Genomic DNA, 26,014 nt, shown 5'->3' on the forward strand with positions numbered 1-26,014 from the left:
GCGTTGTCGGAAGCCTTGCCGACGCGATAACCCGTGGAAACGTGGTTCTGCGTGCTGTTGAGGCCCTGGTTGACGCTGCGAAGCGTCTGGAGAGCGGCCTGAGCGGAATTGTTCGTGTTAATGCTCGTCATAAGTGTGTCCCCTAGAAAACTAGATACAAAAAAGGAGGACATACCGGACTATGAATACCGGCGATGACGGACCAGCTTCATGCTACTCGGTGCCTTTGTTTCTTGGCCCAAACCCGTCATGTCGAGGGCAATCTCGCAGCCAATACTTGCCAACTTCTTAAAAGCGGAGTTCCTCGCTAAACCGCTTCAATCGTATAGTTAATGTTGTTTGAATTCTGTTTTGAAGTGTCAGCTTTTCTCGGAAAGCGAGCATTCGACTGCACCGGTTTCAAGCAAGCTTCGAATGCCAGTATGGCAGAAGCCGGGATAGTATTGTCGGGCAACCTGCTTTTTGCGGGACGGCCTGATTGCGCGTCCCGTCGATCACCATTTCATGCCGGAACATTTCCTCACGGAGTTAGGTTTTGAACAGCAAAGTTTCGTTCTCGGCGGCATCCCGCGACTACCAGGCGGGCCGCTATACACAATCTCTGGCGACGCTCAACCAGCTCATCGACACTCAGAAGGACGCCAAGACCTACGCTCTCCTGGCCAAGAACCTGTTGCAACTGGGCTTCAAGTCTGATGCAGCCAAGGCCTATGGCCTCGCAGCCGATTGCGCCGGGCAAGGCGGGTTCGAATTCCTGAAGACTGCCGCTAAACTCCACCTGGAAGCCGGCAACGACGACGATGCCCTGCTGATCGCGATGCGCAATCTCGGCAAGGCTCAGGAGGATGCGGAACTCGCATTCATTATCGCAACGATCTATGTACGCCGGCAGCGGCGGGATCTGCTGCGCCCCTTCAAGAAGATCCTGTCCGAAAGCATGAACCCGGATCATATGCGTCTCGCCGCGCTGCTGCTCAGCGACGACCTCATGGATGAGACGAACCAGCAGCTCGCCCGCAACCTCTTCCGGCGCTTCCCGGGCAACCTCGCCTTCCGTTTTCTGTATCTCGTCTGCGTGCGCGAATTCAACGAATTCGATGAGGCGAACAAACATCAGGCGCCTATCGACGCCGCCCTTGCCAAGGGCGAGGTCGATACGCTGAGGAAGGACAACCCGTTCTATCATCTGCATTGGTGCGGCAACGAGGATTTCAATCGCTATGCGACGATCGGCACGCAGCCGCTGGACCCGGTGCGCGTGGGTTATCGACGCGGTCTGCCGCATACCTGGTCCGACAAAATCCGCATCGGCTATATGTCCTCGGACTTGTGGGACGGTCACGCGACGATGAAGCTGCTGCAGCGAGTTCTCGAGCTGCATGATCGCAACCGGTTCGAAATTACGCTCTTCGATCACACGCAACCCGAGTTTCTGGAGAAGAACGTCACCGATCGCAGCCGGTGGGGCAAGATCGTCGATACATACGGCCTGTCGGACGCAGCTGTCCTGAATGCTGTTCGCGCCGAGAATATCGACATCATGGTCGACCTCAAGGGCCACACCTCAGGAAGTCGCGCCTCCTCCTTCAATCAGCCGCTGGCGCCGATCCAGGTGGCCTGGTTGGGTTTCCCTGGCAGCACACTCAATATCGACCTCGACTATGTCATCGGCGATCACTCGGTGCTGCCTGACGTCGCCAAGCCCTTCTACCATGAGAAATTCCTGCGCCTGCCGGAGAGCTATCAGCCGAACGATCCGGCGAACCGCCCTCGGCCGCAGCCGGTCACGCGCGAACAGCTTGGCCTACCGGAAAACACCTTCATTTTCGCGTCTTTCAACGGCAACCGTAAGATCACCTCGCAGGTGGTCGACAGCTGGAGCCGGATCCTCAAGCGTGCGCCTGACAGCGTACTCTGGTTGATGGCGAATACGACCCGCAACAAGGAAAACCTGCTGGAGCGTTTCCAGGCCAATGGTATCTCGGCAAAGCGGATCATCTTCTGCCCGCGTGCGCCTTACGAGCAACATATCAGCCGTCAGCAGGCGGCCGATCTCGGTATCGACACATTCCCTGTCAACGGTCACACCACCACCTCGGAGCAGCTCTGGGGTGGCCTGCCCGTCCTGACGGTGAAAGGCACCAACTTCGCCTCACGCGTCAGCGAAAGCCTGCTCAGGGCTATCGACCTGCCGGAACTCGTCGCCGACGATCTCCAGGCCTACGAGGATCTCGCCGTCGAGCTTGCTCTCAACCCCGAGCGCATCGCCGGCTACAAAGAGCACCTTCAGGAGAAGCGCTATATTGCGCCACTCTTTGATGCCGAACGCTTCTGCCACCACCTCGAACATGCCTATGAACTGATAGCGGACCGAGCCAAGCAGGGTCTTGACCCTGATCATCTCGACGTACCGGCACTGCCGCCGCGCACCGAGCCCTTCGGCTCGAACAGTTGAGTGGAGGCCGCATTCAATATCGCAAAGCCCGCCGGAGCGATCCGGCGGGCTTTGTGCTTGTAAGAGAAGGAATGTTGCCCGACCGGTTTTACCGGTCAGTTGTCCGTCAGCTGAAGGAGCGCACGAGACTGCCGACCAGAAGGTTCCAGCCGTCGATCAACACGAAGAAAAGGATTTTGAATGGTAACGAGATCGAGGTCGGCGGCAGCATCATCATACCCATTGCCATGGTAATCGTTGCAACGATCAGGTCGATGACGAGGAAGGGCAGAACGATGAGGAAGCCGATTTCGAAGCCGCGCCGGATCTCCGAGATCATAAAGGCGGGAAGAAGGATGCGGTAGTCGATCGGCTCAGTCGTCTGGATATTCTGGCCGCGCTCGCGGGCAAGGTCGGCGAAGAGCGCCAGATCCTTGTCGCGGGTATTGGCCGACATGAATGTACGGAACGGCTCGGCAATGCGCTGAACTGCCGTTGCCTCATCGATCTGGTTGGCAAGCAACGGCTGAACGCCGTCCTGCCAGGCCTTATCGAAGGTCGGCGACATGACGTAGAAAGTCATGAACAGCGAAAGCGAAAGAAGGATCATGTTCGAGGGGGTCGACGACAGGCCCATGCCCGAACGCAGGATCGAAAAGGCGATGATGAAGCGCGGGAAGCTCGTCACCATGATGAGGATACCCGGCGCGACCGAAAGCACGGTCAGCAAGCCGAATGTCCTGATGATCCAGGCGGCGACGGAGCCGTCGACCGGGATATTCAACAGATCAGTCGGCAGCTGCTGGGCTACCGCCAGTTCCGGCACCGCCATCATGGCGGCAAGGAAAACTATAAGTCGAATCATTCGATGACAAAGGTCCTGAACATGACCTTCGATACGCGCCCTTGAGAGCGAAGGTCAACACGTTCCTGGATGTCATCCTTGAGATATTGAAAGCCCCGCGGCCCTTCGATCTGTTGAAGGGAAATGGTCCTGACATAAGCGAGGATATCCTGATGAATATCCTCGGCGACCTTGACATCCGGCGGCCCGTTGAACATCAGCGCCACCTCGAGTCGGATCCAGTTTTCCGAGGGATAGGCGAGGTTCGAGGTGACCGGGTCGAGCAGCACAATGTTGTTGGCTTCGTTCGCGATTTTCGGAAGACCACCCTCGGCCTTCTTCTTGGCCTCGGCCTCTTTCGCCTGTTCAGCCTCTGTGGCACTGCGGATGTTCGGGGCCACCATGTTGCCGACCGCCCAGCCGCCGCCGGCGCCAACGAGCGTCAGCACGGCAAGGCCGATGATCGTCATCACCATGCCGCCCGATTTCTTTTTGCCTTCGCCTGTTTCGTTGTCTGCCATCTTGGTTCAGCCTCAAAGTGGCGAGAAGAGATCGACGGCCTGCTGGCCGCGCGGCGGCTGCTGCACTTCCATCAGGCGGCCACGGCCACCATAGGAAATGCGGGCTTCGGCGATCTTGTCGTAGGAGATCTGGTTGTCGGAATTGACGTCCTGCGGACGTACGATACCGGCGACGTTGAGGATACGCAGTTCCTGGTTCAGGCGAACTTCCTGCGAACCGCTGATAACCAGGTTGCCGTTTTCGAGAATGCCGGTGACAACAGCGGCAACCAGAAGGTTGAGCTTGTCGGTACGCTCGATCTTGCCCTTGCCGTCAGTGCTCGTGTCGGAGCCGTAGGTCAGGTCCGTCTTGGACTGCGGCGTCCAGCCGAAGACCTGGGCGTTGACATCCCAGTTCATGCCGCTCGAATTCTTGCGGCTGCGATTGGTCTCGTTGTCGAAGGATCCCTTATCATTGATCTGGATATCGACCGTCAGGATGTCGCCGACGTTGAGCGCGCGCGCATCCTTAAAGAGCGCGGCCTGCGAATCGCTCCACAGCGAATAGCCCTGGGCCACCGCGCGCGGCTGCTTCGGATAGAGCCCCATCTGCGGCGTCTGGCCGTAGGCGAGACCGCTGCCGATCGGGCTCATGGCAGGCGCGCGGCCGATCTCGTTGACTGCCGTGGACTGGCAGCCTGCAAGGAGTGCGACGGCGACAATCACAGCCGGTAAACGCTTATTCATGAAGGATCCTTCGAGGTATTGGGATCAGATGCACTTGCAATGATACCGGCGATTTTTGCGGCCTTGGTGGAATCCATCTCGTTCAGAATCAGGCTGGACTGGCGCGGCCCGAGCCGCATGATGACGGCGGCGGCCAGTTCGGGCCTGACGTCCTGCAATTGCAGGGCTGCCGCATCCGGCTTCATCTTCTTGTAGATATCCGTCAGGCCGGCCTCGGCCTGTTTGAGGAAATCGTCGCGCCGCTTCAGCCAGTCCTGGTATTCGGCTTTGCGTTTGTCCATCTCGGCAACGCGGCTGTCGATATCGGCGCGTAGCTTCTCGAGCTCCTGTTTCTGCAGGAGGTAGCGCTGATCGCGGGCTGGATCGGCGATATTCGTGCAGAACTGCTTGACCTCGTCCGTCGGAGTGATGTCGCCTGCCGGCGCCACTTCCTGGGCGAAGGCGCCGGGAATGGAAAGCAGCACGAGGCCTGCGGCCGGCAATGCCAGCCGGCGCAACAGATCGACGATCGGGTTCCGGTTGGTGATCTCCATCATTGCAGCACAAGCTCCGCCTGCAGGGCGCCTGCAGATTTGATGCCCTGGAGAATGGCGATGATGCCATCCGGTTTGACGCCGATATTGTTGAGACCGGCAACGAGAGTGCGCAGGTCAGGACCGTCGATGATAGCGACCCGTCCGCCCGTTTTCTGCGCCTGGATATCCGTCTGCGGCTGAACAGCGGTCTCTCCGCGCGAGAAGGGCTCCGGCTGGATGATCTGCGGCGTTTCGGTCACCTGCACGGTCAATGTGCCATAGCTGACGGCGACCGGCGAGACGCGGACATCCGAGCCGATGACGATCGTGCCGGTGCGTTCGTTGATGACGACCTTGGCCGGCGTATCGGTTTCGACCACGAGGTTTTCGATATCGGCCATCAGGCGCGTAAGATCGGCCTCGCGCGGCTTCTCGATGACGACTTCCTGCGAATCCTTGGCTTCCGCGACCGGACCGCCGAAACGTGCCTTGGCGTAGCCGTTGACGATATCGGCAATGCGGATCGCGGTGGAGAAGTCCGGATTGCGAAGCTGCAGGACGAGGTTGACCGAATCCTTGAAGCGGGACGGCAGCTCGCGTTCGATGATGGCACCACCCGGTACACGGCCGGCCGTTGTCACACCCTCAGTCACGGTCGCGGCCTGTCCCTGCGCCTGAAAGCCAGTGACGACGGCGGCGCCCTGGGCGACGGCATAGATCTGGCCGTCGGCGCCCGACAGCGAAGTCATGATGAGCGTGCCGCCGCGCAGCGAGGTCGCATCGCCGAGCGAGCTGACCGTCACATCGATTCGGCTGCCGGGGCTTGCGAAGGGCGGCAGATTGGCGGTGACCATTACGGCCGCCGTATTCTTGGCGTTCGACTGGCTGCCCTGCGTGGAGATGCCGAGGTTCTGCAGCATCGCGCGCATGGACTGCTCGGTGAAAGGCGAAGCACGGAAACCGTCCCCGGTTCCCTGCAGGCCGACGATAAGGCCGTAGCCGATGAGCTGGTTGTCGCGGCCGGCCTGAAGCGAGGCAATGTCCTTGATGCGGGACGTCAGCGCCCATGCAGGCGCGACATCAGTCAGGCTCATCGCCAGAACCGCAACCAGGCTCAGGATACGAAAGAAGAACTTCATTTTGCCCTCACATGGACCGTACCGTCGGCAAGCACAGTGCCGCTGACGATGACGCCGGAATCCATATTGCGTGCACGGATCATCTGGCCGGTCGTACCATCTTCAAGAGGCGAGCCGGCAGCGGAAATGGTCATCTGGCCAAGCTGGAAGACCAGGCGGATATTGGAACCGCGCGTGACCGTATAGGGCTCGCGCAGGGCGGAGATCGAAATCGTCCGCCCCGGCAGGAGCGTGCGCTTGGAAACCAGACCCTCGACCTCGGAGACAGACTTTGCGTAGTCTCCGGCGAGGTTGGGATTGGTGACCTCGACTTCCTGAAGCTGAGAGCTCGAAATCGTGTCGCCGGGATAGATGATCGTCGTGGGGACGACGGCATAACCCATGCCGGCATCCGCTGCTGCCGGCATGACCATGCCGGCGATTGCGATCGTGGCCGCAGCCACCCATCCTTGGATGTGTCCTGCCCGGCGAAACATCATGTTCGGCCCTTCCCTCTTACTTCAGGTTCTTGCTGACGATGGATGCCATTTCATCAGCTGTCGTGATCACCTTGGAATTCATTTCATAAGCGCGCTGGGCCGATATCAGCTCGGTGATTTCCTTGACCGGATCGACGTTCGAGGATTCCAGGTAGCCCTGCTTCAGGTAGCCCATATTGTCTTGGTCAGGATTGCTGATGACCGCTTCGCCGGATGCCGGCGTTTCCTGGAAGAGGTTGTCGCCAATCGGCTGCAGGCCTGCCTCGTTGACGAAGTCGGCGAGGGTAAGCTGACCGAGAGTGGTCGGAGTGGTCTGACCGGGCAGCTTGGCGGTGATTTCGCCGGAGCGGCTGATCGTCAGTTCGGTGGAGCCCTGCGGGATAGTGACGCCGGGGATGACTTCATAACCGTCGATGTTGACGAGCTGGCCCTGATCGTTCTTGTTGAGCGCACCGGCACGGCTGTAGAGCGTCGTACCATCCGTCGACTGAATCTGGAAGAAGCCCTTGCCGACGATTGCGACGTCGAGGTCGTTGCCGGTCTGGGTCAATTCGCCCTGGAGATGCAGGTTGCGCACGGCCGAGGTCTGGACGCCGAGACCGATGTTGGCGCCTTCGGGAACGACAGCCTGGTTGGCGCGGTTGGCGACACCCTTGGCGCGTTCGGTCTGATAGAGAAGGTCGGTGAACTCGGCGCGGGCGCGCTTGAAACCGGTCGTATTGATGTTCGCGATGTTGTTCGCGATGACTTCCAGGTTGGTCTGCTGGGCATCCATGCCCGTTGCTGCGATGGCGAGCGCTCTCATGTGTTCGTCCTCAAATCAGTTACATCTGCATCTTGGTGACTTCGAGGAAGGCCGAGACGACCTTGTCGCGAATGGCGATTGCAGTCTGGAGCGTCTGCTCCGCCTGCAGCATGGAATCGACGACTTCGCGGGTGGAAGCCGTGCCCTTGATGCCGGCAAAGGACATGTTTTCCGCGCCCTTCAGGCTGCTGACGGCTTCGGTCGCCATGTTGCCCATGACGGAGGCGAAGCTCAGGCCGCTGGACGCACCGGCCGCAGCAGATGAGGTTGCGGTCGAAGAGGAGGCGGAATTTTCGGTATCGATGGCGCCCAGGGCGCGGGTCATCGAGAGATTGCTTACATTCTGTACGCTGCTGATCATTATTGTCCGCTCTTCAGGAGATCGATCGTCGAGGAAATGAGGTCGCGAGTCTGCTTGATCGTCTGCAGATTGGCATCATAGGAACGGTTGGCTTCGCGCATGTCGGCCATCTCGATCAGGATGTTGACGTTCGGCATCTTGACGATGCCCTTTTCGTCCGCAGCAGGATTGCTCGGGTCGTATTCCTTGGTGAAGTCGCCTTCGTCCGTACCGATTTTCTTGACGTTGACGGTCTCGACGCCGCTGGCGCGATCCAGTTGCTGGCCGAAGGTGATGGTCTTGCGGCGATAGGGATCGGCACCGGGTGTGTCGCCAGTCGAGCGGGCGTTGGCGATGTTTTCCGAGACGATGCGCAGACGTGTCGACTGCGACTCGAGCCCGGAACCTGCGATTTTCATTGCTGCTGAAAGCGGATCCATGAGTCTACTTCCTTACGGTCATCAACATCATTCGATGAAAGGAACTGACCAACGAGGTATTCAGGTCGTACTGACGCTTGATCTCGCCGGATTTGGAGAGTTCTTCGGCCACACCGACGGTGTTGCCGGATTCCTGAACGCCGATTTCCTGATCGAGTGCTGCATCCTTCACGTCGATGTCGCCGCTCGTGCTGAAATCGTTGCCGCTCAGATGCATCGGATTGGTGCGCGCCATGGTGACGTCCGACTGGTCGAGCACTGCCTGAAAAGGCGTCACGTCCTTCGCACGGAACTTCGGCGTGTTTGCATTCGCGATGTTGCCGGCAACAACCTCCTGACGAATCGTCAGCCATTCCGCCTGCTTTGAAGCCAAGTCGAAAAGTTGAATCGGTTGCATGAGAACTCTCCGTTTTTACTACGCCGAACCTAGGGCGGTAATCTTGCGTGGGACTTACGGTAAATGCAGGCTTTACAAGCCATTCTTCGAGATTACTTGCAGACAGCGACCAACCGCCGGCCGGCCGTTTCTCCGACAGGGCCTCACGGCGATTCGTCTTTTTGCCTGAACTAGTTGTTCTGGTAGATCTCACCCTTGGAAGTAACGATCACCCACTTGCCGTCGCGCTGTTCCAATGTGGCAAGGCGGCTTTCGTCAGGCAGGATCGAGCCGACGCGCACGACATACATGCCCGAGGGATCTTCAATGAGCGCCCGGCCGTTGGCCACGTGCAGCAGACGGAAAGAGCCTTTACCGGGGAAGGGCTGATCCTCCATCGAGGCGTCGCCGTTGCGCTCCTTGCCGAGCTCGGAAACGGTTGCCGTCGTCATATTGTCGATCGGCGGAACTTTCTTACCTTCATCGTTCTTGTTGACCATGGCGAGTGGTGAAACGCTGAAGACGTTGCGCGCCGGCCAGTTCGGCAATTCACGAGAGGCATTGCTATCGGCAACGCTGATGCCGAACTTGTCCGCGTTGAAGAAGACATACCAGGGGAAGAAGGCGGAGGCGCCGGCAAGTGCCAGACCCAAAAAGGTCAGCGCGCGGTCAAGCAGCACTCCCTTATTGCGCTCTTTCAGCGCGGCGATCCGTTCGTCTTCGAAATCGGCCATGATCAGGCCCTCCTTTGGATAGGCGCACTCGGAGTGGGTACGCCGGCGGCGGCCTTGAGAGCACCGGCAAGATCCGCGAAGGCATCGAGCGATTCGCGGTCTCCCGGAGATTGTTTCAAGACGTCATAAATGATCGGCACCTGCTTGACCGCCATGTCGAGATCGGGATCGGCGCCAGGACGATAGCCGCCGATAAGGCGCAGGTCGCGCGTTTCCTCAAAGCGATGGATCAGCACCTTGAGACGCGAAACCAGCTTCTCCTGATCCGGAGTCCACGCCTTGCGGGCAAGACGCGAGATCGATGCGAGCGGATCGATCGGCGGGTAGCGCCCCTCCTCCGCCAGGCTTCGCTGGAGAACGATATGACCGTCCAGAATACCGCGCGTGGAGTCGGCGATCGGGTCGTTATGATTGTCGCCATCGACGAGGATGGAGATGATCGCGGTAATGGTGCCGGCGCCTTCCGGACCGGGACCGGCGCGCTCCAGAAGACGCGGCAGCTCGGTGAAGACGGAAGCCGGATAGCCGCGCGCGATCGGCGGCTCGCCGGAAGCCGTCGCCACTTCGCGAATGGCGTGGGCGAAGCGCGTAACACTATCGACGATGAAGAGAACGTTTTCGCCCTTGTCGCGGAAGTGCTCTGCGATCGTCACGGCGGTTAGAGGCGCCATCTTTCGCAGCATCGGGCTCTCATCGCTGGTAGCGACGACGGCAATCGCCTTCTTCATGTTGGCGCCGAGCGTATCCTCGATGAACTCGCGGACTTCGCGACCGCGTTCGCCGACCAGTGCGATCACCACCTTGTCGAAGGCGTCGGCGCGGGCCAGCATCGACAGCAGCGTCGACTTGCCGACACCGGAGCCGGCGAAAATGCCGAGACGCTGGCCGAGGCAGAGTGGCGAGAAGATATCGATCGCGCGCACGCCGGTCTTGAAGCCGTTTTCGACGCGCTGACGCGTCATCGAAGGCGGCGCAGTATTCGAGATCGAACGGCGGTCCAGTCCTTCGGTGATCGGGCCGAGACCGTCGATCGGCTCGCAGAGGGAATTGATGGTGCGGCCGCACCAGCTGTCTGACGGAGAGATACGGAAGGCACCCTTGCGGATGACGATGTCATGGATGCCGATCGGCTCGCCCGGTTCGATGGGGCAGACGTAAACCAGGTCCGGCTCCACCCTGACCACTTCGCCAAGATGGACACCCGTCGCGGATTTATGCGCCACGAACTCGCCAAGCCGCACATGCCGGGAAAGGCCGCGGACGGTATAGTGGCCGGCGGCGATGGTGTGCACGCGACCGCCATGGGTCACGGAGAATTCCGGCGACGTGTAGCGCCTTGCAAGGTCACCGAGATGTGTGAGCTTCGGCGAGAGCGCGTCCTCGGTCAACAGGGTGGTGTTCATGCTTCACACCCTGCCTTAGCGGCTGCCGCCCAGCGTCTGAACCGCTTCCTTGAAAGAGTCTTCGCTATCGCGCATCAGCGACGACACGCTTTCGAAGGCGCGATTCACCTCGATGAGCTGCGTCATCTCGTGCATCGCATTGACGTTGGAATTTTCGAGATAGCCCTGCTCGACGCCGATATTGAAGCGATCGACGACGGCGCGCGGCTGGTCGGTCGTCATGACGCCGCTGTTTTCGTAGCGCAGGTAACCCTTGGAGATATCGGCTTCGAAGAGGCCGAGCGAACCGACCTGGCGGTCGTCCTGGTAGATGATGCCGTCAGTGCCGACCTTCGGTTCGCCGCCCTTGGTATTGAGCACGATCGGCGCGCCGCCGGCATCGAGAACCGGATAGCCGCGAATGGAGACCAGCTCGCCGGTATCCTTGATGGTGAAGCGGCCGTCCCTGGTCAGAACCTGGCCAGCAGGCGTGTCGAGGGAGAACCAGGCATCGCCCTTGATGGCGAAGTCGAGCATGTTGCCGGTGTGCTGCATTTCGCCATGAGTGGCGTCCAGGTAGTCGTTGCCCTGGGAGACGAAGGCGACCTTGGTGTTCGTCTTGTTCTCGTTGTTCGCCAACATTTCATCGAACTTTACCTCAGTGCCGCGAAAACCGGTCGTGTTCACGTTGGCCATGTTGTCGGCGATTGTCGTCAGGCGTTTCTCGAGAGCCATCTGCGACGACAAGGAAACGTAAAGACCGGATTGCATGTCGGTAAGCTCCACATTGGCGATAAACGGGACGAAACACCGGGCTCCTGTTCGTTCGGCCACGGGTTCCGCTGAGCGGCATCTCAGACATGGGCGCGCATAGGCCCACTCGTCACGTTCAATATGAAGGCAAATCCTTGCGCGAAGCTGGCAGCGCAAATGAATGCGCAAAAGCCGCGTTCATCAGCCTCACGCAAGGCACAAACCCTATCCGTCGCAAAGAAAAGCAACGTTCAGATTGGGCTGACGATGAATATTATTATCGGATTTGTAGTTGTCTGCGGCTGTATCGTCGGTAGCTTCATGGCCATGGGCGGCGAAGTCGATGCTCTTTTTCAGCCCTTCGAATTCCTGATCATCGGCGGCGCCGGCCTCGGCAGCTTCATCATGGCCAACCCCATGAAGGTAGTGAAGGACTCCGGCAAGGCGCTCGGCGAGGCCTTCAAGCACTCCGTTCCCAAGGAGCGCAACTACCTCGATACGCTCGGCGTGCTCTATTCGCTGATGCGCGATCTGCGTACGAAATCGCGCAACGAAATCGAAGCGCATATCGACAACCCGGCGGAATCGACGATCTTCCAGCAGGCTCCGACGGTTCTGAAGAACAAGGAGCTGACGGCCTTCATCTGCGATTACGTGCGCCTGATCATCATCGGCAACGCCCGCTCCCACGAGATCGAGGCGCTGATGGACGAAGAAATCAACACCATCCTTCATGACAAGATGAAGCCTTACCACGCGATCCAGATCATGGGCGATTCGTTCCCCGCTATCGGTATCGTCGCGGCGGTTCTCGGCGTCATCAAGGCCATGGCGCATATCAACGACTCGCCGGAAGTGCTCGGCCACCTCATCGGTTCGGCGCTCGTCGGCACATTCCTCGGCATTCTGCTTTCCTACTGCGTCTGCTCACCGCTGGTCTCGCAGATCAAGGTCGTCCGCTCCAAGCAGCACCGCCTCTACGTCGTCGTCAAGCAGACCCTGCTTGCCTACATGAACGGCTCGGTGCCGCAGGTCGCCCTCGAATATGGCCGCAAGACGATCTCGGCGTATGAACGCCCGTCGATCGACGCAGTAGAACAGGAAATGATGAACCCAGGTGGCGAAAACAAGGCAGCTTAAATGACTATGAGCAATGCTTCGCATGACAACCAGACAATGGATCCCGCCCTCCTTGCCAAACTGACCGGCGGTCTCGGCGACAAAGGCAGGGTTGCCAAGCTCTGCAGTTCCTTCAGCGATATCTACAGCGAATTCCTTCCTGATATCCTGAAGAGCGAAACCGGCCTCGACGTGACAGTCGGCTATCTCGGCTGCGAGATCGGCTACAAGAATCATCTGATCGACGATCTCAGCACCAACATGACGCTGGTCGATGCGACGCTGCGCAATTGGTCCCAGAACATCACCATCGCCTGTGGCAACGGTTTCATCATTACCCTGATGGAACATCTGCTTGGCGCTGCTGCCGAAACGATCGAGGAGCCGGCCGACCGGCTTCTCTCCGTTATCGAGCTCGACCTCGCCGGCATGGTGTTCGACAAGATTTCCAAGGTGCTGCGTTCGGCCGTCAACGCGCCGGGCGGATTCGAGCCCAGCCTGTCGGCTCCCTTCGCTCTTGAAGCACGCATTCGTCCGCCGGAAGACCGTCCCGATGAATTCGCGGCGGCGATCAACATGTCGATCACGCTTGCCGGCATCGCTTCCGAATTCAGCCTGATCGTCCCCCAAGCAGCGCTGCTCAAGACCAAGGTCTCTGCCCCGAAGCCGAAGAAGCAGCCGAGCAAGTCGCCGGAGTGGACGGAGCAGATCGGCGACCAGGTTCGCCGGTCGCAGGTGACCCTCGAAGCGAAGATCCGCCTGCAGGATCTGACGCTCAGAACGATTTCCAAACTGATGGCCGGCGACGTCATTCCTTTCCGCGACAGCGGCGACGTACGCGTCGAAGTCAGCGCCAACAGCCGAGAATTGTATGTGTGCGAGTTCGGGCGTTCAGGCGACAACTACATGGTGCGAGTGAAAGACACCATGAATTCGGATGATGAGCTGATCCGGCACTTAATGAATTAATCGGTTCTCTCGCTCTCGGCGCCACAAAGGCAGTTTGAGGCAAGTTTCAACTGGAATAGTGATTTCATGGCTACGAAGAAGACACAGCAGAATAGTGACCTCTCCCTGGACATGCCGGGCAATGAAGCCGATCTGGATCAGGCTATCGACGATCTGCGCGGCGTGCTGAAGAAAGATTCGGACGGCGACCTTCCCCAGTTCGGCGACGACCTGCAGAACGATGCTTTCGCGGCAGGAACAGACCTTTCGCCATTCGGTGGTGATGCGGGCGAAACCTCCTTCGGCGGTGCCGATTTCGCAGGCAGCGATTTCGGGGGCGGCGATTTCGGCGACAATGCTGCCGGCATGGGCGCAGCAGGCTTTCCCAACCTTGACGCCGCGCCGAGCTTCGGCGGCAACTCCTTCCAGTCCGCTCCGGCACCGCTCGGCAGCGGACTGAACTCGAACTTCGACCTGATCATGGATATTCCTATCGATGTCCAGATCGTGCTCGGGACGAGCCGCATGCAGGTTTCCGGCCTGATGAACCTCACCGAGGGCGCTACTATCGCGCTCGACAAGAAGATCGGCGAGCCGGTCGAAATAATGGTGAACGGCCGCAGGATTGCACGCGGCGAGATTACGGTTCTTGATAACGACGACACGCGATTCGGTGTAAAACTGATAGAAGTTTTGAGCACGAAAAAAGCCTGATCCCTGTGCGGGACGGAGAGGTTAGACCATGATGGACTTTGACGATTTCGGCGGCGCACTTGCCGGGAAACCGTTGACCCAGGCTGAAAAGGCGGCGGCAGTTCTTCTCGCTATGGGGAAGGGGGTCGCCGGCCGACTGCTGAAATATTTCACGCAGGCCGAGTTGCAGACCATCATCGGATCTGCCCAGGCGCTTCGTGCCATCCCGCCGGACGAGCTTCTCCAGCTCGTCGGCGAATTCGAAGATCTCTTCACCGAAGGCGCCGGTCTGATGGACAACGCCAAGGCGATCGAGGCCATCCTCGAGGAAGGGCTGACGCCTGACGAAGTCGACAGCTTGCTTGGCCGCCGTACCGCGTTCCAGGCCTACGAAACTTCCATCTGGGACCGTCTCGCCGAGGCGGAACCTGCCTTCGTCGCCCAGTTCCTGCTGCGCGAACATCCGCAGACCGTTGCCTATATCCTGTCCATGATGCCTTCGTCCTTCGGTGCGAAGGTGCTGCTGCAGCTTCCCGACAACCGCCGCGCCGACATCATGAACCGCACGGTCAACATGAAGGGCGTCAGCCCGAAGGCGGCGCAGATCATCGAAAACCAGGTGATGACGCTGCTTGCCGAGATCGACGCGGAACGCAACGCATCGGGCTCCACCAAGGTCGCGGACCTGATGAACGAAATGGACAAACCTCAGGTCGACACGCTGCTCACCTCGCTCGAATCGATCAACCGCGAAGCGGTCAACAAGGTTCGTCCGAAGATCTTCCTTTTCGAAGACCTCATGTTGATGCCGCAGCGCAGCCGCGTGATGCTGCTCAACGATATTTCGTCCGACGTTCTCACCGTCGCACTGCGCGGCGCATCGGCCGAAATCCGCGAATCGGTCCTTTCCTCCATCAGTCCGCGCCAGCGCCGCATGATCGAATCGGATTTGCAGAGCGGCATGGCCGGCGTCAATCCGCGCGAGATCGCGATTGCACGGCGCGCCGTCGCGCAGGAAGCGATTCGCCTGGCCAATGCCGGCCAGATCGAGCTCAAGGAAAAGGAAGGCGGCCCTGCGGCCGCCTAAACGATCGCAGTTGTTGACAAGACCGACTGCCGGCAAGGCGGCGGTTGATCGGCATCCCGCACACGTCTACCCTTCATGGAAACGGGCCGCGCTCCAGTCGCGGCCTTTTTCTTTGACGGAGGGCCGCACACTTGGCCGATGAAGACAAGGACAGCAAAACAGAAGCCCCTACCGCGAAAAAGCGGTCTGATGCTGCCGAAAAAGGTAATACCCCCCACTCGCGTGAAATCTCGATCTTCACGACGATTCTGGCGACCTTCATCTATCTCGTCTTCTTCCTTCCCGACGCTACGTCACACATGGCCGAGACCTTGCGTGACGTCTTCGAGCAGCCGGACCAGTGGAAGATCGAGACCGGGCCTGACGTCATCTCCCTCTTTGCCAAGCTCGGCTGGGCCGTGGCCGCGCTTCTGGCCCCCGCCTTCATCATGTTCATGGCGTTCGGTATCGCCTCATCCGTCTTTCAGAACCTGCCGACGCCGGTTCTCGAACGCATCCGTCCGCAGGCCTCGCGTATTTCACTGATCAAAGGATGGACGCGGCTCTTCAGCCTCCAGGGCCTCGTCGAATTCGGTAAATCGCTGTTCAAGGTGGTCGTCGTCGGAGTGATTCTCTTCTTCGTCCTCAGAAGCGAATATTTCGGCTCGATCGATGCGATGTTCTCCGATCCGCAGACGATCATGGTTCGCATGATGACGGCGATGCGCAAGATCATCATCGTCATGCTGGTCGCCACCGCTATCGTCGCCATCGCCGACGTCTTCTGGACGCGTTATCACTGGTTCACCGAACTGAAGATGACGAAGCACGAGGTGAAGGAAGAAAACAAGCAGTCGCAGGGCGACCCCTTCGTCAAGAGCAGGCAGCGCTCAGTCATGCGTGACCGCGCCCGCCGACGCATGATCGCCAGTGTCCAGCGAGCCACCCTCGTCATCGCCAACCCGACGCACTATGCCGTGGCGCTGCGCTATGTGCGCGAGGAAAACGATGCGCCGGTCGTTCTTGCCAAGGGCCAGGACCTTATTGCGTTGAAAATCAGAGAGATCGCCGAGAAGAACAGCATCCCCGTCTTCGAGGATCCACCTCTCGCACGCTCCATGTTTGCGCAAGTCTCGGTGGATAGTGTCATCCCGTCAGTCTTCTATAAGGCCGTCGCGGAACTCATTCACCGGGTTTACGCCGCGGAGGCCAAGAACAAACGGGTAAGATAAGCCGAATGAAAAAATGCCCCTACTCTGCCCAGCGTGAAAAAATCCTTGCAGAAGCGATCAGCCCGGTCGCAACCGAGCTCAGGCTTCTGGACGCATCCGATCTCATTTCTCTGCTGCGTTTCGAGTATTACGGCAATCTCGCCGACCTCGTCGCTTCCGCAGCGGAACTGTTTTTTCATCCTGGCACTGTCAACTTCGGCCTGGGGGGAAATTATACGCTGGAATGGGGCGGCAAGCCCGAAGTTGTGCTCGATCTCGAAATCAAGCCGCGCGGCGTGACTGTCTATGCGCAGCTGACACTCGCCGAAGACCATGCCGGCATCGAGATCAATCATATTTCCTTCCAGAACGCCTCCAGCGATCCGGACACAAACACGGCTTTTCTCCAAAGAAGCCTGCACGAAGCGCGCTATATCGTGGCAAAGCCGCAGGCGCTCGCCGGCTGAAGCATTTTCTGCTTGGGAATATCAGGCCCGGCCCGCAAGGCGCCGGGCTTTGCCGTTCTCAGAGCCCTAGCTGATGTAGCCGAGACGTATCGCCTTGGCGATCGCCTGGATACGGTTGACCGAATCGAGCTTGATGGTCGCCGAGCCGAGATAGGCGTTCACGGTGTGGACGGACAGGCCGAGCTTGTCGCCGATTTCTTCACTGATACGGCCGTCGCCGGCAAGCTGAAGGCAGGCGATCTCACGCTCGCTCAGCGCTTCGGTCGCCGCCGCGCGCCGCTCATCGAGCGACAGCAGATCCATCATGACATTGCAGCACCGACCGTGCAGCTCGATGATCGTATCGCTCGACGGATCGATATCGTCGCCGGTGAAAAGCACGAAGCCATTGCCGATGGCGCCAAGGCGCACTGGAAATGCGAGACCGGAGAAAGGCACCATGCCGTCTTTCAGCCTTACCATGAAGGGAGAGAAGTCGGCAGGGCCAGGCGCTGCACGATCATGGCTACCGGCCCAAAACAAGGGCAGCAGCGAGCGATCGATGTGGTCGAGCAAAGCCTCGCCATGGGCATCGACGAAGCCCTTGCCGAAGCCGGCATTCGAGGGACCCCAGTTTTCCAGCTCGCAGATCAGTCGCTGCTTTGCCGGCACGCCGGAGCCGGTGACACGAAAGACGGCGAAGCCTTGCGCGTCCGCGAGCTTCTGCATGGCAATCAGGCGCGGGAAAAGGTCAGACCGGCTGGAAATCCTGTTCACACGTACCATGCGCATCTGGTCCGTATTGCCTATCGCCCTGCCTGGTTGATGCCCCATAATTCCCCTCAAACGAGATTGTTGCGAACGGCGAAGGCTATCGCCTCGGAACGCGTCTTCGTTGCAGTCTTCCGCATCACGCTGGTGATATAGTTGTTGATGGTATTCCGGGAGATGCCGAGGATCATGGCGATCTCGTCGCTTGTCTTGCCTTCCGCAATCCAGAAGAGGCATTCCAGCTCGCGGTCCGTCAGTTCGAAATCGCGATCGACCTTCGTGCCCCCGCACCGAAGGAAGCTTGCGAAATAGCCTGCAAGCAGGCCTACGTCCCGGAGACGTTCCGGCGAAAGAACGAAACCTTCCCTGAACAGGAACATCAGCACCAAGCGAGAGCGGCCGACATTCAAGGTCAGCGAACAATATTGGCGGCTCGCGCCATGCGGCACTTCGGCGCTCTCGGGCAGAAGCGCGAAGCCCGGCTGCAGCACCTGCATGCACTTCTCGAATTCGGTCGAGCGCGCATAACCGGCAACCAGGTCATTGGCGACCTCCTTCACCAGATCGAAAGGCCAGTCGGACGAAACGATAAAGTCCAGACCGCTTTCCTGGATGAGATCGCAGCGCGCCATCAGATAGTGCATGGCGCCGACATACTCGGTCAGTGCCCGCAAGCCGGCCTGCAATTTGCCGGTTTCGGCGATGACACGAAGGCGATCGATCAGTTCGTCGCGCGGCAAAAGATCCGGCACATTGGCGCCGACGAAATTCGCCATCTGCTTCTCGCCTTTATTCGCCTGAAATATGTCCATATCCATTGGCAGTGACCTGCGGCTGAGAAACTGATGGTTCTCGCAAAGAAATTCTGTTTTTGTGAAAGGGATTCAAACACATGCCCCACGCGAATCCCACTTCGAATCACTTAAGGGTAAGCCAACCATCGTAAATCACCATCTCCGACTTCTGGGGATTTACTTTTGCGACCTTCCATGCGGTGATTCGATCACCACTCCACTCTCGCGAAGATGTATGAAACTAGGATGATTCTGGCATTGGCCGCAACGTTTCTCGCCTTATGCGCGAGTGACGCGGAGCGGAATTATCGGTCTGAATGACGTAATTATCACAGTCCCGGCCAAGGAAGTGCCGCAACCGAATGCCCGGCGAAAGCAAATTTCAAACGCACGAAAGCAACGACCTGTTATTCTACTGGAGACATACTTACGCCGTCCACCTTATGCAAGGCTTGAGCCTCATGCGAACGGCGTCATCCCGCTGTCCGACAATCTCTACATCAGAACTCTCTGCAATAGAGTAACCGGCTCTTTACGAGCCGATTACGACTGCCGGTAACGTTCTTGTTACCGGCCGATGTATCCACAGATGAGAAAGAAAAAGGCCGGTTTCCCGGCCTTTGCATTATGCAGCTTCGTCGATGGCCCATTTCCTGAGGATCTTCGCGGCGCGCTCCTCGTTGATCTCCACCATACGGGCGAGCTTGCGTTCGGGACCTTCCTTGACGCGGCGGTTGAAGTTGCCGTCGTCGTCGCCGAGACTGAGCAGATCCTCGGTGCTGTCGAAGCCGAAATCGGAGCCGAAGCCATCCATGAGCGCGCCGCCCGAGGAGGCGCCCGTCGGTGCGAAATCCGGCAGTTCCAGGCCAGCCGATTCCGGAGTGGCGTCGCCGAAAACTGCGGCGGAGGATGAACCCGAGCCGTTGACGGTGCGGATGAGAGGACGCACGCCCAGCCAGACCACCACGAAGGCGACCGCGACGAAGGCCAGCGAGTTGATAATGCCTGCGAGGTTGCGGCTCAGCATGTCCATGACATGGACGCCGTTGTTGGCATCGTCGAGAAGCTGGTTTTCGAGGAAGTCCATTGCGGTGACGGTGACGACGTCGCCGCGATTGGTATCGAGGCCGGCGGCCGAGGCGACGATGCTTTTCATCTCTGCGAGATAGGCGTCGATCTTGGCCTGGTCTGCCGGTTCGCCCACCATTTTGGCGATGCGGCCCTTGTTGACGACGACGGCGACCGAGAGCTTTTCGACCCGGTAGCTGTTGCGCGTCGTGGCCGTGGTCTTGCTGTTGATTTCGTAGTTGGTCTGCTCTTCGCGCTTGTCGGACTTGTCCTGCGACTGCGGACCAGCGGCGCCGCCGGCTTGAGGTGCGGCCTGCGGAATGTTCTGCTCGACCGTCGTCGCGTTGTCGGCCTGGTTCTGCTGTGACTGCTGGGCCTCCTTGGTGGAGCGGACCGAGCGCTCGACCTTGGATTCCGGATCGTAGGTGGTTTCCTGGATCTGCTGGGCGTCGGTATTCAGATTGGCCGTCACGCTGGAGCGGAAGTTGTCCATGCCGAGGAAGGGAGCGAGCGCCTTGTCGATGTTCGATTCGACTTCCTGCTGGACGTTCTGGACGATATTGAGCGAGCGGTTCAGCGTACCGTTGGCAGCGTCATCGCCGGAGGCGAGAAGCTGGCCGGCGGAATCGAGGATCGTCACGTCAGCGATATCGAGCCCCGGCACGGCCGAGGCGACGAGGTGGCGGATCGAGGTGGCGGCGTTTCGCCCCGTCGCGGCACTGGCGCGAATCATGACGGAGGCCGTCGGCTTCTGTTCGGCCTTCCGGAAATTGCCGACCTCAGGCATGACGATGTGAACGCGTGCGGCGGTGATGCCTGAGATCGATTGAATGGTGCGGGCGATTTCACCTTCAAGCGCACGGACGCGGGTCACTTCCTGCATGAAGGAGGTGAGGCCGAGCGAACCGACATTGTCGAAGAGTTCGTAACCGGCATTGGCGCTGTTCGGCAGGCCGCGTTCGGCAAGCAGCAACCGGGCCTTGCCCGTCATGCCTGCTGGTACGGTAATGCTGGAGCCGTCCGTTCCAACCTGGAAATCGACGTTGCTTTCGGCGAGCGCCATGCTGATCTGATTGAGATCAGGCGTGTCCAGGCCGACATAAAGCGTTTCCTGGGCCGGTTTGTTGACGAAAATTGCCGCCGCCAAGATGATTGCGATGGAAGCGGCGCCGACCCCACCAAGGATCATCAAACGCGTCCGCCCAAGCGAACCAAAGTTCTTAATAATCTGAACTAATTGATTTAACAGATTCATTCTGTTCTCGCACGATCCGTCAAAGACAAAGCAGGCTTATTGCCTCATTTGACGAATAGACGCCGAAACTTGTGCGAGCGTTTCGTTCGGCGCATGCGGGAATGAATTGCGGTATCAGAAGAAATCGAAGTCGCCGGCTGCCTTGCTGAGCGGCTGGGAGTGGCCGTGACGGGTACCGCCGCCGAGTGCTTTCTGCATTTCGGCAAGCTTAACGAGGCTGAGTGCGGTGGCAACATCGATCGACCAGCCCTGCGGAATTTCGCCGGTGATCGTGTCGATGAATTCGGCCAGGCCGCGTGACTTCTGCACGGCAAGATCGATGCCCTGCATCACTTTCATGCTGTCGGGAGAGTTGAGGATCTCGGAACCACCCAGTTCGAGCAGCTGCGGCTCGATCCGCTCGATCAGATAGGCAACGTCATGAAGCTCGGAAACAATGCGCATCAATATGTCGCTCAGTGCCTCGACCGGCGCCGGCGGCTCGATGATCGGTGTAAAACTCATATAAAAATCCTCGCCATCAAAAGAATTCGATACTGGTCTCGGCGGGCTTCTGCGGAGCGGCGGGACGCTGCTCGAGAGCGACGGTTTTTTGCGTTTCGGCGCCGGTCAGGGGGTATTGCCGGGCACGGCCGGACACCGGCCAATATTCGATCTTGCGTCCATGCTCACCGCCGGTGCTGGAGCTGACCACCGGAATGCCTTCATCCCGAAGGAACTGCACGGCGAAGGCCGCGTTCTGCTCACCGACATTCGAGAATGTCGAGATCGTCTTCGCTCCTCCGAAGATCTTAGCCTCCAGCCGGTCGCGTCGCGCGCCCTTTTTCAGGAGGCCGTTGATCAGCAGTTCCATGAGATGTACGCCGTATCGCGTGGCATCGCCGCCGGTCATCGGGGTGTTGCCTGTCCCCGGCAGCAGGAAGTGGTTCATGCCGCCAACACCAGCGACAGGATCTCTGAGGCAGGCTGCCACGCACGACCCAAGGATGGTCGTGAGCACCGCATCCGGGTCGCTCAGGACCTTATATTCACCCTGAATGATGTGCACGCGGCGGGCCGCACCCTCAGTGATCATTTCAGGGCTCCAAACACGGCTTCGATAGCCGCTTTCATCTTTTCGATGGTGAAGGGCTTCGCCAGAACGTTGTTTGCGCCGAGCTGCGCTGCTTTGGTCACCAGCGCACGGTCGCCCTGTGCGGTGAGGATGATGAAAGCCGCCTTCTTGGTGTTCGGGTTGCTGCGGACTGCCTGCAGGAAGCCGATGCCATCCATCTTCGGCATGTTGAAGTCCGAGATCACGAGGTGATGGGGCTGCTCCGCCATGATCTTCATACCCTGCTCGCCGTCGCCGGCAGAGGTGATCTGCTTGAAGCCGAGCTGCGTCAGCGCATCGCTGAGCAGCAGGCGGCTCGTAACCTGATCGTCAACGATCAGAACTTTGATTTTCTCCGCGATCGACATTATTCGGTCCCTTCCTTTCGGGCGGCTGTCATTTTCAATATTTCTTCGCCGATAGCAGCAAGCGGGAGCTGCTGTTCAACTGCGCCAAGTTCGTAGGCAACTCTTGGCATTCCGTAAACAACGCAGGTTTTTTCGTTCTGACCGAGCGTTCTGGCCCCTGCATGTCGCATTTTTAACAATCCGGCGGCGCCATCGCGCCCCATGCCGGTGAGGATCACGCCGACGGCATTGCGTCCGGCGAGCTCGGCAACCGAATCGAAGAGCACATCGACCGATGGACGATGGCCATTGACCGGCCCCCGCTCGACCAGCCGGCAGCAAGGCGCCGATGCATTGGAGACCTGCAGATGACGCTCGCCGCCAGGCGCAAGATAGACCTTGCCGATCTCGAGACGGGCTCCGTCGGTTGCTTCTTCCACGACCGGCGCACAGAGGCGGTTCAGCCGTTCAGAAAAGCTCTTGGTGAAGGTCGGCGGCATATGCTGGGTGATGACGGTCGGCGGGCAATTCGCCGGGAATTTCTGCAGCACGGCAATCAGGGCTTCCACGCCACCGGTCGAAGAACCGATCGCCACGATCTTGCGGCCGACGCGGAAATCGGCAACTGCGAGCGGCGTGACGGCGGCAGGCTTGGCCGGCTTGGCGAAATTGCGCTGCGTGCGGGCGGCAGCCTTTACCTTCTCGATAAGGTCGCCGAAGGGACGCGACTCGCCCGGCTGCGGCTTGCCGACGCAATCGAAGGCACCGATTTCAAGGGCTGCGAGTGTCGCCTCCGCGCCGCGATGCGTCATGGTCGAGACCATGATGACGGGCATGGGCCGCAGACGCATGATCTTTTCGAGGAAGTCGAGGCCGTTCATGTTCGGCATCTCGATATCAAGCGTTAAGACGTCGGGGTTCAGCCGCTTGATCGCCTCGCGCGCCTCCAGGGCATCGCCGGCCTGGCCTATGACGTCGACTTCGGGATCCGAACTCAAGACGGCCGAGATCAGGCCGCGCATGGTCGGCGAGTCGTCAACGACGAGAACTCTTGCCGGAGCGGTCATGCCTTCCTCCCGATACCCTTGGTCGTATAGCGATAGGTAGTGATGCCGATATTGTCGAAAACGTGCTTGGCCTCGCCCGAGACGCGCTCGGAGTGGCCGATATAGAGATGGCCCCCTTCCGGCAGCAGGCCGGCGAAGCGCTGCCAGATCTTCATCTGCGTCGGTTCGTCGAAGTAGATGACGACATTGCGACAGAAGATGACGTCGAACTTGCCCTTGAACGGCCACTGGGCCATCAGGTTCAGCTCGTTGTAGGTGATGAGGCGCTTCACGCGGTCGTCGACCTGGAACTTGCGGCGTCCCTGCATCTCGACCTCGGTAAACCATTGCTTACGCATGGCAGGCGATACGGTTTCCAGCGCGTTTTCGTCGTAGGCGCCGGTCCGGGCGATCGCGAGGATCTTCGGGTCGATGTCGGTCGCGAGAATCTTGAAGTCGTAGTCCGCGACGTTCGGCATCATCGATAGAACAGTCAGCGCGATCGAATAGGGCTCCTGCCCATCCGAGGACGCGGCCGACCAGATGCGGACACGGCCGCCGGCGCGCGCCCGGTTCAGAAGATCAGGCAGAACATGGTCGCGCAAGTGTTCGAAATGATGGTTTTCGCGGAAGAAACGCGTGAAGTTTGTCGTCAGGTGCGACAACATCTCGCGCCGGGCGGCGGCCCCTGCCGGCGAGGCGACAAGCTCGCAATATTCGCGAAACCCCGAAAGGCCGAGATTGCGGATGTGCTTCGACAGACGAGAGTAGACCAGCGAGGCCTTCGTCTCATTGAGATAGATTCCGGCATCCGCATAGATCATGGCGGCGATTTCCGAGAGATCGCGGCGCGTCAGCGGGTATTCCCCGCTCGCCAGAACCTCGTCGGCACCAGACTGCCTCTGATCTTTTACGCCAAGTGCATTCATGCGGCTTCGCTTTCGGTGTCGGGGAACAGGGCTTCGAGTTCAATCAGGCAGATCATTCGCTTTTCGATGGAGAGAATGCCGCGGGCGAACTGACGCTGAAGGTCTGAAGAGATCTCGGGCGTCGGCTGGATGTCATCTTCATTGACAGTCAGAATGTCGGAAACAGCGTCGACCAGCAGGCCTACCGTTTTGCGGCGGACCTGGGCGACAATGATGACGTGGCGGGCGGTCGGATCGACCGGCTTCATGCCGAGTCGACCCGACAGATCGATGATCGGGAGCACCGCGCCACGCAGGTTTATGACGCCAATCATATAAGATGGCGAATGCGGCATCGCGGTCGCCGGGGTCCAACCCCGGATTTCGCGGACTGCCATGATGTTCACGCAGAATTCCTGATCGCCGATGCGAAATGCGATAAGCTCGTTTCCGCCCAAGGTCAGATTTTTTGCCGTGTACGACATTGACTCTTACCCTACTGCCGCCAGAGACATTTCCGCCTTGAGGGACTGACCGCGCGAGGCGCCGACGACCGCGTCCACGTCCAGGATGAGGGCCACGCGGCCGTCGCCGAGAATGGTTGCAGCAGCGATGCCCGGAACGTGGGTGTAGTTCGCCTCGAGGCTCTTGATGACAACCTGGCGCTGGCCCTGGATCGCGTCGACCATCAGCGCGCGCTGACCGCCGCCTTCGGATTCGACGAGAAGGGCGACACCTTCGACCGGATTGGCCTGGGTTGCGCGGAAGTTCAGGATACGACCGACATCGACCAGCGGGCAGAAGGAGTTACGGATCGAGATCAGGCGGTGGTTGGCGCCGAAGGAATGGATCGCGGCGGCTTCCGGCTGCAGGGTTTCGACGATTGCCGTCAGCGGCACGACCAGGGTCTGGCCGGCGACCGTGACCACCATACCGTCGAGAACGGCGAGCGTCAGCGGCAGGCTCATCGTGAAGACCGAGCCCTGGCCCGGCCTCGAGGTGATGTTGATGCGGCCGCCGAGCGCCTGGATCGAGCGCTTGACGACGTCCATGCCGACACCGCGACCGGAGATGTCGGAGATCTTGTCGGCCGTAGAGAAGCCCGGCAGGAAGATCAGGTTATCGATTTCCTCATCCGACAGGTTTGCGTCAGGCGAGATCAGCTCGTTGGCGATTGCCTTCTGGCGGACCTTTTCGCGGTTGATGCCGGCACCGTCGTCGGCAAGCTCGATCAGGATGCGACCCGAACGATGTTTTGCCGTCAGGCGGACCGTGCCTTCGGTGTTCTTGCCAGCGGCGGCACGCTTTTCAGGCGTTTCGATACCGTGGTCGACGGCGTTACGGATCATGTGCGTCAGCGGCTCGGCCAGCTTGTCGATGACCGTCTTGTCCACTTCGGTATTTTCACCTTCGGTGATCAGACGGATCGACTTGCCGGTCATGTCGGCGATTTCGCGGACGATACGCGACATGCGCTGGAAGACCGGCTTCACGGGCTGGGCGCGGATCGCCATGACCGAGTCCTGGATCTCACGGGTGAGCTGCTGCAGCTCTTCGAGACCCATGTTGATCGAGGACGTGCCGGTCGTGTCGTTTTCGATGACGCTCTGGGAGAGCATCGCCTGGTTGATGACAAGCTCGCCGACGAGATTGATCAGGCGGTCGACGCGATCGAGATCGACGCGGATCGTCTGGCCGGCGCCGGCAGCGGCATTGTTCTGGGCTGCGGCACTTGCCGCTGCGGCGGCAGCGGCGGCAGCC

General features: G+C 59.5%; 30 protein-coding genes and 1 pseudogene. 7 read left to right on the forward strand and 24 right to left on the reverse strand.

Annotated elements, in window-relative coordinates; all coding sequences use genetic code 11:
* Positions 1-131 (reverse strand): annotated as a pseudogene (locus tag PMI11_RS37265) (flagellin); the annotation flags it as partial.
* Between the two features lie 404 nt (positions 132-535).
* On the opposite strand from PMI11_RS37265, the gene PMI11_RS09620 reads away from it, so the two are divergent.
* Positions 536-2,455, forward strand: coding sequence for an O-linked N-acetylglucosamine transferase, SPINDLY family protein (locus PMI11_RS09620; protein WP_007816080.1), 1,920 nt, complete (start codon positions 536-538; stop codon positions 2,453-2,455).
* A gap of 106 nt (positions 2,456-2,561) precedes the next feature.
* Here the strand turns inward: PMI11_RS09620 and fliP are convergent, their stop codons facing one another.
* The 13 genes from fliP to flgF all read right to left on the reverse strand — a co-directional run bounded on the left by fliP (position 2,562) and on the right by flgF (position 11,506).
* Positions 2,562-3,299 carry a flagellar type III secretion system pore protein FliP gene (gene fliP, locus PMI11_RS09625; RefSeq protein ID WP_007816083.1) on the reverse strand — a complete coding sequence of 246 codons (738 nt, stop codon included), beginning with the start codon at positions 3,297-3,299 and terminating at the stop codon, positions 2,562-2,564.
* Positions 3,296-3,799: a flagellar basal body-associated FliL family protein gene (locus PMI11_RS09630; protein ID WP_007816085.1), complete on the reverse strand. Its 504-nt coding sequence runs from the start codon at positions 3,797-3,799 to the stop codon at positions 3,296-3,298. The genes fliP and PMI11_RS09630 overlap by 4 nt, the downstream gene beginning before the upstream one ends.
* A 12-nt stretch (positions 3,800-3,811) precedes the next feature.
* A complete protein-coding gene (gene flgH / locus PMI11_RS09635) occupies positions 3,812-4,525 on the reverse strand; it encodes a flagellar basal body L-ring protein FlgH (RefSeq protein WP_007816086.1) in 714 nt (237 codons plus the stop codon).
* Positions 4,522-5,061: a MotE family protein gene (locus tag PMI11_RS09640; RefSeq protein ID WP_007816088.1), complete on the reverse strand. Its 540-nt coding sequence runs from the start codon at positions 5,059-5,061 to the stop codon at positions 4,522-4,524. The genes flgH and PMI11_RS09640 overlap by 4 nt, the downstream gene beginning before the upstream one ends.
* On the reverse strand, positions 5,058-6,179 hold the full coding sequence (locus tag PMI11_RS09645) for a flagellar basal body P-ring protein FlgI (RefSeq protein WP_007816089.1): 1,122 nt from the start codon (positions 6,177-6,179) through the stop codon (positions 5,058-5,060). The genes PMI11_RS09640 and PMI11_RS09645 overlap by 4 nt, the downstream gene beginning before the upstream one ends.
* Positions 6,176-6,658: a flagellar basal body P-ring formation chaperone FlgA gene (flgA, locus tag PMI11_RS09650; RefSeq protein WP_007816091.1), complete on the reverse strand. Its 483-nt coding sequence runs from the start codon at positions 6,656-6,658 to the stop codon at positions 6,176-6,178. Before flgA ends, PMI11_RS09645 begins: the two co-directional genes overlap by 4 nt.
* A 16-nt stretch (positions 6,659-6,674) precedes the next feature.
* Complete coding sequence (gene flgG / locus PMI11_RS09655; RefSeq protein ID WP_007816093.1) at positions 6,675-7,463, reverse strand: flagellar basal-body rod protein FlgG; 789 nt, start codon at positions 7,461-7,463, stop codon at positions 6,675-6,677.
* A 19-nt stretch (positions 7,464-7,482) separates the two neighbouring features.
* The gene (locus PMI11_RS09660) at positions 7,483-7,824 is read right to left on the reverse strand and encodes a flagellar hook-basal body complex protein FliE (RefSeq protein ID WP_007816095.1); all 342 of its coding nucleotides are present in this window, start codon (positions 7,822-7,824) and stop codon (positions 7,483-7,485) included.
* Positions 7,824-8,243 carry a flagellar basal body rod protein FlgC gene (flgC, locus tag PMI11_RS09665; protein ID WP_007816097.1) on the reverse strand — a complete coding sequence of 140 codons (420 nt, stop codon included), beginning with the start codon at positions 8,241-8,243 and terminating at the stop codon, positions 7,824-7,826. Before flgC ends, PMI11_RS09660 begins: the two co-directional genes overlap by 1 nt.
* A gap of 4 nt (positions 8,244-8,247) precedes the next feature.
* Positions 8,248-8,640 carry a flagellar basal body rod protein FlgB gene (gene flgB, locus PMI11_RS09670; RefSeq protein ID WP_007816099.1) on the reverse strand — a complete coding sequence of 131 codons (393 nt, stop codon included), beginning with the start codon at positions 8,638-8,640 and terminating at the stop codon, positions 8,248-8,250.
* A gap of 170 nt (positions 8,641-8,810) precedes the next feature.
* Positions 8,811-9,353 (reverse strand): hypothetical protein, encoded by a 543-nt coding sequence (locus PMI11_RS09675; RefSeq protein ID WP_007816102.1) that lies wholly within the window; start codon positions 9,351-9,353, stop codon positions 8,811-8,813.
* 2 nt (positions 9,354-9,355) lie between these two features.
* Positions 9,356-10,756 carry a flagellar protein export ATPase FliI gene (gene fliI / locus PMI11_RS09680; protein ID WP_007816104.1) on the reverse strand — a complete coding sequence of 467 codons (1,401 nt, stop codon included), beginning with the start codon at positions 10,754-10,756 and terminating at the stop codon, positions 9,356-9,358.
* Positions 10,757-10,771: 15 nt separating this feature from the next.
* Positions 10,772-11,506, reverse strand: coding sequence for a flagellar basal-body rod protein FlgF (gene flgF / locus PMI11_RS09685; protein WP_007816106.1), 735 nt, complete (start codon positions 11,504-11,506; stop codon positions 10,772-10,774).
* A 249-nt stretch (positions 11,507-11,755) separates the two neighbouring features.
* On the opposite strand from flgF, the gene motA reads away from it, so the two are divergent.
* The 6 genes from motA to PMI11_RS09715 all read left to right on the forward strand — a co-directional run bounded on the left by motA (position 11,756) and on the right by PMI11_RS09715 (position 16,992).
* Complete coding sequence (gene motA / locus PMI11_RS09690) at positions 11,756-12,628, forward strand: flagellar motor stator protein MotA (protein WP_037071050.1); 873 nt, start codon at positions 11,756-11,758, stop codon at positions 12,626-12,628.
* Complete coding sequence (locus PMI11_RS09695) at positions 12,629-13,576, forward strand: FliM/FliN family flagellar motor switch protein (RefSeq protein ID WP_007816110.1); 948 nt, start codon at positions 12,629-12,631, stop codon at positions 13,574-13,576.
* Between the two features lie 66 nt (positions 13,577-13,642).
* Positions 13,643-14,269, forward strand: coding sequence for a flagellar motor switch protein FliN (gene fliN, locus PMI11_RS09700; RefSeq protein WP_007816112.1), 627 nt, complete (start codon positions 13,643-13,645; stop codon positions 14,267-14,269).
* Between the two features lie 28 nt (positions 14,270-14,297).
* A complete protein-coding gene (gene fliG, locus PMI11_RS09705; protein WP_007816114.1) occupies positions 14,298-15,335 on the forward strand; it encodes a flagellar motor switch protein FliG in 1,038 nt (345 codons plus the stop codon).
* A gap of 131 nt (positions 15,336-15,466) precedes the next feature.
* Positions 15,467-16,546 carry a flagellar biosynthesis protein FlhB gene (flhB, locus tag PMI11_RS09710; protein ID WP_007816115.1) on the forward strand — a complete coding sequence of 360 codons (1,080 nt, stop codon included), beginning with the start codon at positions 15,467-15,469 and terminating at the stop codon, positions 16,544-16,546.
* A 5-nt stretch (positions 16,547-16,551) separates the two neighbouring features.
* Positions 16,552-16,992: a hypothetical protein gene (locus PMI11_RS09715; RefSeq protein WP_007816117.1), complete on the forward strand. Its 441-nt coding sequence runs from the start codon at positions 16,552-16,554 to the stop codon at positions 16,990-16,992.
* A gap of 66 nt (positions 16,993-17,058) precedes the next feature.
* On the opposite strand, the gene PMI11_RS09720 is transcribed toward PMI11_RS09715, so the two are convergent.
* The 10 genes from PMI11_RS09720 to PMI11_RS09765 all read right to left on the reverse strand — a co-directional run.
* Positions 17,059-17,805: a transcriptional regulator VisR gene (locus PMI11_RS09720; RefSeq protein ID WP_007816119.1), complete on the reverse strand. Its 747-nt coding sequence runs from the start codon at positions 17,803-17,805 to the stop codon at positions 17,059-17,061.
* Between the two features lie 8 nt (positions 17,806-17,813).
* Entirely contained in the window at positions 17,814-18,560 is a 747-nt protein-coding gene (locus tag PMI11_RS09725; RefSeq protein ID WP_007816121.1) for a transcriptional regulator VisN, read from the reverse strand.
* Between the two features lie 601 nt (positions 18,561-19,161).
* Positions 19,162-20,859 (reverse strand): flagellar basal-body MS-ring/collar protein FliF, encoded by a 1,698-nt coding sequence (fliF, locus tag PMI11_RS09730; RefSeq protein WP_007816123.1) that lies wholly within the window; start codon positions 20,857-20,859, stop codon positions 19,162-19,164.
* 114 nt (positions 20,860-20,973) lie between these two features.
* Positions 20,974-21,363 carry a chemotaxis protein CheT gene (locus PMI11_RS09735; RefSeq protein WP_007816125.1) on the reverse strand — a complete coding sequence of 130 codons (390 nt, stop codon included), beginning with the start codon at positions 21,361-21,363 and terminating at the stop codon, positions 20,974-20,976.
* A gap of 16 nt (positions 21,364-21,379) precedes the next feature.
* Positions 21,380-21,934 carry a chemoreceptor glutamine deamidase CheD gene (cheD, locus tag PMI11_RS09740; protein WP_007816127.1) on the reverse strand — a complete coding sequence of 185 codons (555 nt, stop codon included), beginning with the start codon at positions 21,932-21,934 and terminating at the stop codon, positions 21,380-21,382.
* Positions 21,931-22,320: a response regulator gene (locus PMI11_RS09745; protein ID WP_007816129.1), complete on the reverse strand. Its 390-nt coding sequence runs from the start codon at positions 22,318-22,320 to the stop codon at positions 21,931-21,933. Before PMI11_RS09745 ends, cheD begins: the two co-directional genes overlap by 4 nt.
* Positions 22,320-23,366 carry a protein-glutamate O-methylesterase CheB gene (gene cheB, locus PMI11_RS09750; protein WP_007816131.1) on the reverse strand — a complete coding sequence of 349 codons (1,047 nt, stop codon included), beginning with the start codon at positions 23,364-23,366 and terminating at the stop codon, positions 22,320-22,322. Before cheB ends, PMI11_RS09745 begins: the two co-directional genes overlap by 1 nt.
* On the reverse strand, positions 23,363-24,274 hold the full coding sequence (cheR, locus tag PMI11_RS09755; protein WP_007816133.1) for a protein-glutamate O-methyltransferase CheR: 912 nt from the start codon (positions 24,272-24,274) through the stop codon (positions 23,363-23,365). Before cheR ends, cheB begins: the two co-directional genes overlap by 4 nt.
* Positions 24,271-24,738 carry a chemotaxis protein CheW gene (locus PMI11_RS09760; protein ID WP_007816136.1) on the reverse strand — a complete coding sequence of 156 codons (468 nt, stop codon included), beginning with the start codon at positions 24,736-24,738 and terminating at the stop codon, positions 24,271-24,273. Before PMI11_RS09760 ends, cheR begins: the two co-directional genes overlap by 4 nt.
* Before the next feature lie 6 nt (positions 24,739-24,744).
* On the reverse strand, positions 24,745-26,014 hold a 1,270-nt coding region (locus PMI11_RS09765; protein ID WP_007816138.1), incomplete at its 5' end, for a chemotaxis protein CheA.

The sequence above is a fragment of the Rhizobium sp. CF142 genome (assembly GCF_000281145.1).
Lineage (GTDB): Bacteria > Pseudomonadota > Alphaproteobacteria > Rhizobiales > Rhizobiaceae > Rhizobium.